Source organism: Marinomonas algicola, assembly GCF_014805825.1.
GTDB classification, from domain to species: domain Bacteria; phylum Pseudomonadota; class Gammaproteobacteria; order Pseudomonadales; family Marinomonadaceae; genus Marinomonas; species Marinomonas algicola.
Window position 1 is genome coordinate 2,371,765 of the sequence record NZ_CP061941.1, and the last position, 11,352, is coordinate 2,383,116.

Consider the following 11,352-nt stretch of genomic DNA (forward strand, 5'->3'; position numbering starts at 1 on the left):
AATGGTTCATCAATCTAGTATTAAGCATACCCGAGCGAAGAAATTCTAGATTATAAATAGCTCTGCAACTAGCGGCAAAACTAAAGTCAATTGTTGTTTTTATCGTTTTAGATATTGGATTGTAAAACACCGTCTTACTTCCTCGGATTAATAGAAAGAAACTCACCCTATTGCTAACTTTGTCTCTGCAAAACGCAGTTTTTTCTGGCGTGGGGTGGCTAAAAAGTATGCTAAAGTTAATGGTCCTAATCTACCCATGTACATCAAAAATATAATAATCATTTCACCCGATGCAGAGAGCTGACCTGTTAAGCCACGAGATAATCCCACAGTACCTAATGCAGAAACTGCTTCAAATACGACATCTATCATCGGGGCATTTTCCGTCAAAAGTAATGTGAAAATAGCAAACCAAGTCACCATAACCGAAATCATGGTCAATGCTAGAGCTTTGCTGATCGTGCCTTTTGCAATTTCACGTTTAAATACATGTATTTGCTGATCACGGCGTAAGTAGGCGTATGTGGATAAAATCAACACTATAAAGGTCACGACTTTGATACCACTTGCAGTACTTAAAGAGCCGCCACCAATAAACATCAGCATCATGATCAGAGCGGTTGTAGCATCTTCGAGTTGATCAATAGCGAGTGTATTAAAGCCTGCGGTTCTTGGGGTCACTGCCTGAAACCAAGAGGCAAGCCATTTACCGAGTTCGCTGAGTGGCGCTAATGTGTTGGGGTTATCACGTTCTATTAGATATATTGTTATCACAGCAAAAGTATTGATAACCACGGTCCCAGTTATCATCATGCGGCTATAAACCGTCAGCTTTGACCACCGACGGTTTCGCTTTAAATCCATCCAAACGGAAAAACCTAACCCGCCAATGATAAATAATCCTGTAATCGTCAGGTTAACGACGGGGTCATCCACATAAGGCATTAAGCTATTAGCACTTAAGGCAAACCCTGCATTATTAAACGCACTGATGGTATAGAAGAAACCGTGAAAGAAACTGGTTACCCAGCCTTCATCGCTCCAATACCAAGTAAGTATGATGGTTCCCACAAGTTCTACGGTCAAAGCAAACATCAACACGGATTTCGCTGTAGCAACAAGCGTCGAAGAGTCGGTATGGTTGAAGGCTTCTCTTGCGACCGTACGCTCTACAAAGCCGATTTTACCTCCCAAAGCAATCAAGGTCACAATGGCAAAGGTCATGAGGCCAAGCCCACCGCACTGAATGAGTAAAGCAATGATAACTTGCCCAAATAAAGTGAACTGAGTGCCTGTATCAACCACGACTAGCCCTGTCACCGTCACAGCTGAGGTAGCTGTGAACAAACTCTGTATCCAAGTTATTGTCTCATGAGTAGCGATAGGTAATTTCAGTAATAACGTACCCAACAAGATGAGCAGTAAAAAACTACCACTTAAAATCAGTGGCGGCGCACCTATTATTTTTTTTCCTGACTTGGGTCTACGTTCTATCGGCGAGTTAGATGGGTGCCACTGGACCATCTCACACCAACCTTGGAGCAAGGTACTTAAGCTCAGCGCGAGTTCCACACAACAGAATGATATCATTCGCTTTTAAAACAAAATCATGACCAATCTGATTGATCAAGTTTTTTTCACGTTTAATAAGAACAGTTTGCACACTAGCTTTAGCATCACCAAGAATTTTATCAATAGGAGTATCATGTAGTGATGCTCTGATATGAATCTCTACCACATATAAACCATGACCCAATGACAAGTAGTTATTCACCATAGGGTAGTTTAGTGCCTGAGCAACACGTACGCCCATTTCCTCTTCTGGATGGATAATACGTTGAACGCCAAGTTTCGAAACAATGGTGTGGTGTGCTTTAGTGCTAGCCTTAACCCAAATTTCCTTAACATTGAGATTTTTCAATGCCAAGGTACAAAGCAAACTCGACTGCATGTCTTCGCCAATAGCTATTAAAACAGCTTCACTGTTGACAAGATCTAATTCACGCAGCGCATTTTCATCAGTGGAGTCACAAATTATGGCTTGTGTTAACTCCTCGACATATTTCTCAACAATTTTTGGATCGCGATCAACGCCCGTTACTGTGTGTCCGAGATGGATCAATTCAAGACTGGCCGCAATACCAAAACGCCCAAGTCCAATGATAGTAAAATGTGCCATGACAATACCCTTACTAATTTTTTAAAAGTTTGGCAATAAAACGACTAACACCTTGTGGTATTCCTGTCTGCCAAAGATCGTTGCCTGATTAAATATCCAAGACCCTGTATCAGAAAGATGTTCAAAATTGCTTTCTACCATATCAAATCAGGGCCAAGCACAGCCCCCATTCAAAATATGGCATGATCAAGAGTCGAACGGCATTCTTAAGATTAATCATAAGGTAACTACATCTAAACTAAACGATAGCCAATCCCTGATTCGGTTTTAATAAGCTGTTGTTCGTCTGCACTATCGTTAAATTTTTTGCGCAACTGGCTAACCAATACACGCAAATAATGAGTATCATCCGTATGACTTTCGCCCCATACCTCTTTCAACAAGTGTGTTTGTTTAACAAGTTGCCCAGGTGTAATCATGAGCATTTCAATAAACGCAAACTCCTTCTTGGTTAAAATGACTTCGGTATCGTACAGCCAGCATTGATGAGTACTTCTTTGTAGTTTGAGGGCACTAAAAGTCAGGATATCCTTGCTAAAACTCTCACTGACTAAATCTCTCAGCAGTACCTTAATTCGTACAATGAGTTCTCTAATCCCAAACGGCTTACTGAGATAATCGTTAGCCCCTGCTTCAAGCAAGCGAATCTTCTCTTCTTCTTGATCACGTGCTGTTAGGATGAGTACGGGGGTTCTACTTGACTTACGGACCATCGATAGAAACTCGATACCATCGCCATCAGGCAATCCCAAGTCGAGCACCACTACATGCGGCTTAAAATGCTCAAATTGTACTATTGCCATCGCTAACGTGTCTGCTCCTACGTAATCGAAGCCTTCAGTCGCCAAGGAAATGCGCATAAACGTTTGAATTTGAGGCTCATCATCCACCACTAGTATTTTATAGTTCATTCACCCCTCTCCTCGTTGACTGCTTGGCAGCGTAATCTGAATCAAACAACCGTGTTGTACTTCTACACATTCGATATGGCCTTGATGGGCAGAGACCACTCCTTTAGCTACACTCAATCCAAGGCCTGAGCCTGAATCGTCACTTCTTTTTTCCTTGCCTGAATAAAACAGCTCGAACATTCGCTCTGCTTCATCAGGTTGTAGTGATCGGCCTTGATTATAAATATCAATCACCACATCCTGTTGACTCTGATAAATCGTCACACTAACCTGTTTATCTTTAGGGGAATAACGCAGTGCATTATCCAATACATTAAATAGCGCCTGCTCTAGCAAAGCCCGACTGACATCAACCAATGAGACTGCTCCATTGACAGCAACTTCAATACTTGTAGTGGATGAAGAGAAGCGATCGATGACGCTTTTTATGATATGTACAATGGATTCTTGTTGCTTCTGGATGCTAACTACGCCGTGATGCAATTTCATCGCTTGCAATAGGTTCTCTATGTATTGATGTAAGCGATGGCTTTCTTTGATAGCACTGTCAAGCAACTCATCCTTTTCTTTCGCTTGCAATTGCATCTTATATTCTTTGAATGTACCCAAATTACCGATAATCCCCGCGAGCGGAGTTCTCAAATCATGAGATACAGAAAGTAAAATTTGGTGTCGTAATTGAACTTGCTCTAACGCATTTTGTTGATGTCTATATCGCTCAGCGAGCTGACTGGTAATAAAGGCAACTACAATAAAAACGACTAAATTGATGATATCATCCAGGACAAACATCTGTAGCGAATACCGAGGTGTGGTAAAGAGAAAGTTAAAACTGACAGCTTCGGCAGTCGCGGCCACATACGCTATCCGTGAATTACATTGTAAGACAATCACAACGATAGACAGCTGGAGTATCAGTAACACCGCGATGGTTGAACCCAACCAGTATTCAAGTCCTAAAGATGCGACAAGTGCAATAACAAACACTAATGCTGATAAGAGATAGCGCTTTTGTATCCAAGCCATTGCCATACAACTCATTTGAAAGAAAATCTTAATAGTGACTCTATCAGATACAAAACTAGTGTTCGCGTAAAAAAAGCGTTAAATATTGGCGTATCGTAATGATTTGAAGTTGAATTCGGTGAGAACTCCTGAGACCAAAAGCATAGCTAATATGGAGTACTCGCAAATTCATATAATAAGTGCACCACTCATGGTTGAGTAGGTGGCGAGAGATCAATTGCCCATAGGTGGTATTCTAACGTCGCCAAACAATTAGATTATTACCATGAGCTAATACATGGGTTTACTTTGTTGGTGCCCTCTTTATCTTCATCGTAGGCCCTACGGTACTCATTTTATCGTTAGGAGTAGAATCATTAGCTGTGTATCTTTCTGAATTTTTTGCTCGCATTCCGGTTATTGGCACATCGGGTAACAGCCAATAGCCGGGGTGGTGGACAGTCCCGTTTTTTGCAAGCTGTTTTGCTTGGGCACCACTAACTTGCCTGCTCCTGGGTAAAATCACATTGGGCTACACTGTTCGTCAGTTTATTATCGTTAATACCTTACTACCCTCTGTGTTTGGTTTTTTTATGGTTTAGTATTTTCAGTGGATCGTCATTATTTTATGACATCAGTCAAGGCGGGATAATGTTCGAAGCCTATAAAGCAGAAGGTTTTGCCTCAGTCATTTACGTTCTGCTTAACCAATTACCAGGCAGCACATTACTGAGTGTCTTGTTTATTTTTGCCTGCTTTATTACATTCATTATTGTGACAGACTCTAATACTGATGCCATTGGTGGCTTATGTATTTAATTTGTCAGGGGTGCCAGTCATTTCAATAGTTGTTGGATCCGGGTTTGCTTTTATTAAAATGGCCCAACAGGTCAAAAGTAATAGTCTAGTCGCTGAACTACATACTCAAAATGACATGACCAAGGACACCAGCACGGTGCATGAAAAAGTAGCTTTCTAAAAATATGGAGATAAAGCGCTATCCATGGGTAGCGCTTTATTTACAGTTCAAAGCTCCTTCATTTTTTAAAACTAGGGTTTAACGGCAATAGCAGTCTAGTAAGAGAGCGAGTCGGCACTGCTTAGCAACCTCAATAAGTTAAAGTGGTCTATTAACCCATTTACTGTGTGCAGTGAAAGAGTCTTAACAGGCTATATTTACCATTAAGACATTTCTAATTTATCCACTACGTCTAGCATCATTTCTGCTAGGCCATCTGCTCGCTCATTGGTTGTGAATAGCTTTTCTTCAGAAACACCTAGCTTACGACGAACAAACAAAAAAGCATTCAGTGTATGCAACGCACAAAGTGCAAAAATGGTTACTTTAAAGCGGAAAAACGCAGTAAAGTAACCAGTATGGAATATTATTGGCGCAGCTATTTTAGAAGGACGTGCTCAATTATTCCCCGAAATTTCTTCCGTCGCCTCCTGGCGTAATTTCTGAGCATCCATTCCGTTTAGCCTTTCAATAGCTCTGTCTGCGGCACTTTGACGGTTTCCATCAACGTTTAGCGTACTCCCTGAGCCTGTGAGTCTTTCCAAATCCAGTGACGGTATTTCTGGTAGGTTGCCTGTTATTGACAAGATACCTATCCATTCATCCAAATTGACTTGGCTCCAATCTACCTGGTTTAACTGACTCGCGGTCAAACCTTCACAGTTTGGAGACTTTGCACTGCCCCAGCCAAGGCCCAATTGCGGACGCACTTGTTCTTGAATGATCCGTGAAAGTGGCGAAGTAAAACAGCAATATGATTGCCGTTTCTCAACACAGGCACCTAAAAACTTAGACTTGCAGTAAGAACCTACATAGTGGCAACTCTTCAATACCCGCTTGGCGTTCATTTCAAACTCACTCTGCTCACATTTCCAGATAAGCTGAATGAGGATCATAGTGACTGAATAAATCATGTAGGCCGTCATAACCGTACTCAGAACCGCGCCCGCAGCGCCCCCCAGGGCGAAGTTACCGCCCGAAACAACACCATCGGCTCCAACCGCGCCACCAACGTTACTAAACAGTGCCGATTGCGCCCCCGAACCAAAGGTCGTACCTACCCATTCAGCCGTCTTGTTAGTCAACACCTGCATAAAGCCAGTCGCAGCTTGCTCCGCTCCCGCGCCAGCAGCCGTTGATGGCCCAGCCCCCATGAGAGAGTCCCATGCAGACACAAAAGGCTCTTTAACCGCACTCCAGGTACTCGTGATTGGTTCCCTAAGCGTATTCCAGGAACCATAGATTGCAGAAGACGGATTCATAGCCATGACTGCCGTATCAAGCTTGTTAACCGCCACTATCATCGTGATGTAGTCCGATAACGACACGCCACTTGGCTTTTCACAGCAATCCACTATACCGCCAACGGCTTTTTTGCACTGGCCAGCATTACCTTTAAAGACCGTACACTCAACGTTGTCTTGGCCATCAGCTCCCGTGCATGACATATCATTGGTCATAAACTGCGCCGCATTAAGCATCGCTGCGGCCTCTGCAAAGTTAGCCTGCTTGATTGACTCTGGCTCTAAACAATCTGTGCCCATGCAGCGAACTGGCCCCTCACAGTTGTATTGAGTTTCCATTTGAGCGTTTTGCACTTCAACGCTTTGTCCGCAGTCATACACCAAACTTTGGATATAGCAGAAGCCTTCATGACCAGCCCCGCCTTCAGTGCATTCGGTTCTGACGTACTGGCAGGCTGGGTTTTGCTCCAGCGCGGAACACGTATTGGTGGTCGTGTTTTGTCCATTATTGACGATGGTTTGAGTATTACCATTGGCATCTACCCAGCTATCTGAGCTGCCCATGTTGAACTCAGGATGAGCAGTCGAAGCATTGTAGGTCGCTCTTGCCCTCCAGCATGAGAGTCCCAGTCCATCAGAACTGCCGCGACTGGTTAAATGAGCAGGAGACGAAACAACCGCCGGATAAAGGCTTCCAAGATTGGCCAACTCGCCACTACCAACCGTTAACCCGTCGATTCGTTTCGTGCCCGTATCCAAACACTGCCACTGCACCGCAGTAAACTGATCCGTTTGCATCAAGCATTGGTCTACGCCCGGATCACTTGATTGATGAACAATGTCTTGCTCTAAGTACTTGCCAGAGAAGGTCAATGAAGCGCTCAGTTTCGCAGGAGCCAAACACTTCTGAACTTCTCGGCTGCAAGTGTCGAAATCGACTTTGTTCCAGCCGGATTCGCATCTGGAACGAGTGACTTCCTGAGGTTCATGCCACGAAATAATCGAACCATTGACGACTTTACACAATGAGCCAACCAAGGTTCCTTTTGGACAGGTCATTTCAGGGTATTTAATGGACGGTTTCGTCTCAGTCACCGTTTCCTTATTGCCCGTCAGTGAGAGTGTCGTTTTCCAACCATTTGCCTTGGATGGCGACTCGGTGATTTTTATCTCAGTATTTTGATTATCAAAAATCCTCAGCGTCGCGTTTCCAGTTTGCATAGTGCTGCTGTACTGTGGAACAAAACTGAGCGTTTCAGAGCTAAAGCAACTGCGCTCAATAGACCAGCTTTGTTGATGGGTTTCAGCGGATACACGTCGTTCTAACTGACACTGAGTAAGCGTGCTGATCTTCTCGCACACCTGGTAGTCCGGTACATGCTTGGTTTCAGTAAATGGCGTAATCGTCTGAGTAGGCTCACAGGCCTCAAAACTACTTGGCATAAGGTTAGATACCACACACTTTGGATCACTGGTTTGCAATCCACAGTCATAGGTATCGGTAAAACGAATGCATTCTCCTTTATCATTGGTTTCGGCACATTCTGACGACATGAATCCACAGGAAGGATTATCTTCAAGCACTTGGCACGCCTGATTTTCAATCCCCTTATAGCTTTCGTCATCCACACTCACTTGTACACGCCGACACAAAGGCGATATGCCAGCCACAGGGCTTGGGGCAAAGTAGGATTCACAAACTGAAACACCATTGACCACCGTACATCCGTTGGTTGAAGACGGCTGATCCGTGCATTGAATGCTGTAGTCTGAAAACTTCGTCGGGATATCCGCTGCTTGTTCGATACAGGATTGTGGCGACCAACTATCATTCATCACCACCTTGGTTGGATCAAAGCGCACCTTGATGCGTGCATACCCCTCACCACTACCCGTAACTGATACGCGAATTTTTACCGGCACTTCTAAACCGGGCTCTACCGCTTTTAGCCTGGCGGTGAGGTCAGTATTAGGATTGCGTTCCCAACTGGTACTGAGCTCGCAGCGACCTGCCGTTTCTGGTGGAAAGTTATTATTAGGCCCTGACCAGACTTTCTGATCGCCTAGCCACACCTGCATGTAGTCATCCCATTTGGCGTACTCAAGAACGGCTGAGGTAATCGCATCGGGGTTCACGACTTTGAGTGTGATGGCCTGTTCAAACACTTTACAACGGCCACTCCAGTAGTTGTCACCAATTCGCCCTATCCAAACCTCAAGACAACCCTCACCACAAGAGCGAAGGTTCATCGGCCCTGAAACATGCTCAATGATGCCTGCCGTGTAATCGTGAGTGATAGTGCAGCTGTTAACCGCTGTATTGAGCCTGTCGCATTGCTGGTAATTTGGGCGGCCTTCACTTTGAGACTCACAGCCGGGGAAGCTTTGAGTTAATAGATTTGGGTCAGTTTGAACCGCATCGGTTAATGCCCAGAGCGGATCACTGACCATATCTGGCCGAGACCTGTCTTTGATTTGCTGTAGCGAACGAAATGCTTCACCCGTAGCGCCATTTTCGGATGCCATGCTCTCTTGGCGCTGTGTTCCCAATTGATTCATACTGGCATCAGAGCCATAAACGCCCGTTAAGACATCCAATGAGCCCTGATCCATACCAGGGAAAAGCTCTTGCAAGTTAATCGTCTCATTACCACTGCCATTCGGCACCGACAATGTATTGCCATTGAGTGCGGGCATCGTCCAGTTTTGCAGCAATTGCTTACCTTCCTGTTGTCCGCTTAGACCGGATTGGCGCTGCACATCAGCGGCCACACCATGTAAGGGCAAGCACGCCATAGTGATTGATAAAATACCCGCTAACACTCGGGTAAAAAGTGTTGGTTTCATAGTTAACCTCCCGAGTTACAGCAGTCTTGCCAGCGCCACAAAATGTAGAGCGCATCTTCACCGGCACCGGGGATCGTTCGCCACTCTCCCCATTTCATGGTGCTTTCACCGATGACATGCGCACTTTCAGTTTCCGGTACAGGGAAGAACATACTCATCTTGTATTGGGATTTCGGCAGCATGGGGTCGATAACAGGTCGGCATAGCGCACTGTTCCCCATTGTTCGCCTTGCAAGACCACGCCTGTGTTGAGCTGCGATTGCTCGCGCCGCTAAATGGCTGGTGTTTTCTGCTAATGAGCCAAAGGCTAAGGTGTGGCCAGATAAGGGATAGAGATGGCCCCAACTGCCAGCACACCAAAACAACTGGTCGATGGGTTTACCAAGTGTCGATGAGGCAGCGTCAGCGGTACAAGCCGAAATAGCCAATGGATTGGCAACGGCCGCCGCTTCAGGCTGAGTAAAAAAAGCCAGTTCATCGTTCAGCCATGTTGGGTCCAATTCCGACAAATACATCAAGTCAAAGTCCATGTAACCATCGGCATTGCAATTGCCATCCATGAACAAATCGAGCATGACCAAAAGCGGAAAGGCGTAATAATGGTAATGGTAGAAAGCGAGATCACCGGTGTCGTATTCACCCTCGCCATGACCACCTTGCAGTCGCCTATCACCTAACGGTAAGCGAATCCCTCCCAGTGAAGGCGAACAACCTGGCGTTCTGACCAGTTCAATCAAACGCGCTGGCTCCCACATGCTGGTAACAATACCTGGCCTTGGAACACCTAAGTTGTCTTCACATAAGCAAAATGACTTGTTTGATGCACCGCTTGGGACATTGCCAGAGCCAAGAGGAAGCCCTGCAACCCGGATAGGAAAAATGCATGACCAGCAAACATCCGTCAGCAACTTGCCCGACAATAAACCCGCGTCTGGGCAGATCAGTTCGGCTTTTGCAGGCATAGATGCGCCCAGGACAAGCATGACAACGAGAGTCCGCATCAGACGAAACGTATTATTGAGCTTTTGCATGAACAAGCTCCTTTGCTGGAATTTCTTCTATTTCAAACGCGAGCCCCTTTGCTTGAACAAACGATGGGGTGACTTGCAGATCAAAGCGCTGCTTTAGCGAGGCATTGAGAAGGTAAACCGGACTGTCCAATGTCTTTTCGAGCGCATTGAGGCGATTCCAGCCTTGTGCACGGTCGAGCTGCGTGGTGATAAGCGTAATGCGGCGCAGTGTCCTATCTTGGCTCTCAAGCCAATGAGCTACTGCGTCCACTTCTTCAGCGTTCGACGCATTAAACACCACGAGCTGCTGAGTAAATGGCAAGGCTCTGAGCGGGTTAATACGCGTTCCTGCCGGGATCAATGTTCGGCCATTGGCATCTAATAGTGGCCGCTGCATGACGATGGTTGGATCAACCGTTCTTATCCGATACTGCGTGGCTTTGGGTAAGTCAGTGAATGTTTGGCGAGTCCAGAATCGCTCAATGGCTTTTTTCTTTAACGCGCCGAGGTCAAGCAACTGTAAACGCTGCATCGCCACTTGCATCAAATCCGGTTCTAAAATCGAATGAATTGGACCGCGTTGACCCAATGAACCGCTATTGCCAGTTTCAATTTGGCGCTGCAACCAGTCCTTGCTGTAAACCCCTAGTGCACTTGCAGTCACCTTGTCATCCTCTATGCGGAAAATGGCAGGCACGCTAGTCACCCGCCAGTGCACAAAGGCTTTCGGATCGATTCGAACCTGAGGAACAGGATCAAGTCCCGCCATCAGGGTATGCCAATCACGGATAGCCGCTCCCAAGGTCTTTCCTTCAGGAATTCCCCGAAACAACACAATAGCGCCGGTAGCACTGGCCTCTTTAAATAGCTGCTTCAGTGACGAATCACCCAATGAGGACGACGCAAATATCAACCATTCATCGATGTTTTTGCGCGACTTAGGTTGTTCAATCGGTGCAAAAGGGTCGATAAATTCAGATGAACCATCCACAGCACTTTGTAAAATGCTGCGGCTCATTTCGACGATCTTTTTGTCTTCGTCAGACAACGGAAAAGGCTCTTGTGCCCAGGAAACTTGCACCCAAGACAATGGAGCAACCAATAAAAATAAGAGACATAGTCTTTGCATCATCTACCT

The 11,352-nt window shown here is 45.5% G+C and carries 8 protein-coding genes and 1 pseudogene; 2 read left to right on the forward strand and 7 right to left on the reverse strand.

Going from position 1 to position 11,352, the window contains the following annotated elements; genetic code table 11:
- Positions 1 to 162: 162 nt before the first annotated feature.
- The 4 genes from IEZ33_RS10845 to IEZ33_RS10860 all read right to left on the reverse strand — a co-directional run bounded on the left by IEZ33_RS10845 (position 163) and on the right by IEZ33_RS10860 (position 4,116).
- A complete protein-coding gene (locus tag IEZ33_RS10845; protein WP_191600099.1) occupies positions 163 to 1,524 on the reverse strand; it encodes a TrkH family potassium uptake protein in 1,362 nt (453 codons plus the stop codon).
- 1 nt (position 1,525) lies between these two features.
- The gene (locus IEZ33_RS10850; RefSeq protein ID WP_191600100.1) at positions 1,526 to 2,179 is read right to left on the reverse strand and encodes a potassium channel family protein; all 654 of its coding nucleotides are present in this window, start codon (positions 2,177 to 2,179) and stop codon (positions 1,526 to 1,528) included.
- A gap of 233 nt (positions 2,180 to 2,412) precedes the next feature.
- Complete coding sequence (locus tag IEZ33_RS10855; protein ID WP_191600101.1) at positions 2,413 to 3,090, reverse strand: response regulator transcription factor; 678 nt, start codon at positions 3,088 to 3,090, stop codon at positions 2,413 to 2,415.
- Complete coding sequence (locus tag IEZ33_RS10860; protein ID WP_191600102.1) at positions 3,091 to 4,116, reverse strand: sensor histidine kinase; 1,026 nt, start codon at positions 4,114 to 4,116, stop codon at positions 3,091 to 3,093. It abuts the gene before it with no gap.
- Positions 4,117 to 4,556: 440 nt separating this feature from the next.
- Between IEZ33_RS10860 and IEZ33_RS21025 the strand changes: the two are divergent.
- Positions 4,557 to 4,697, forward strand: a pseudogene (locus IEZ33_RS21025) (BCCT family transporter); the annotation flags it as partial.
- Positions 4,678 to 4,914, forward strand: coding sequence for a BCCT family transporter (locus tag IEZ33_RS10875; protein WP_191600103.1), 237 nt, complete (start codon positions 4,678 to 4,680; stop codon positions 4,912 to 4,914). The pseudogene IEZ33_RS21025 and the gene IEZ33_RS10875, both read left to right, overlap by 20 nt.
- 597 nt (positions 4,915 to 5,511) lie before the next feature.
- Here IEZ33_RS10875 and traN read toward each other — a convergent pair.
- The 3 genes from traN to IEZ33_RS10890 are packed head-to-tail and all read right to left on the reverse strand — an operon-like array spanning position 5,512 to position 11,346.
- Positions 5,512 to 9,204 carry a conjugal transfer protein TraN gene (gene traN, locus IEZ33_RS10880; protein WP_191600104.1) on the reverse strand — a complete coding sequence of 1,231 codons (3,693 nt, stop codon included), beginning with the start codon at positions 9,202 to 9,204 and terminating at the stop codon, positions 5,512 to 5,514.
- A 2-nt stretch (positions 9,205 to 9,206) separates the two neighbouring features.
- Positions 9,207 to 10,235 carry a TraU family protein gene (locus IEZ33_RS10885; protein ID WP_191600105.1) on the reverse strand — a complete coding sequence of 343 codons (1,029 nt, stop codon included), beginning with the start codon at positions 10,233 to 10,235 and terminating at the stop codon, positions 9,207 to 9,209.
- A complete protein-coding gene (locus tag IEZ33_RS10890; protein ID WP_240009505.1) occupies positions 10,219 to 11,346 on the reverse strand; it encodes a TrbC family F-type conjugative pilus assembly protein in 1,128 nt (375 codons plus the stop codon). The genes IEZ33_RS10885 and IEZ33_RS10890 overlap by 17 nt, the downstream gene beginning before the upstream one ends.
- Between the last annotated feature and the right edge of the window lie 6 nt (positions 11,347 to 11,352).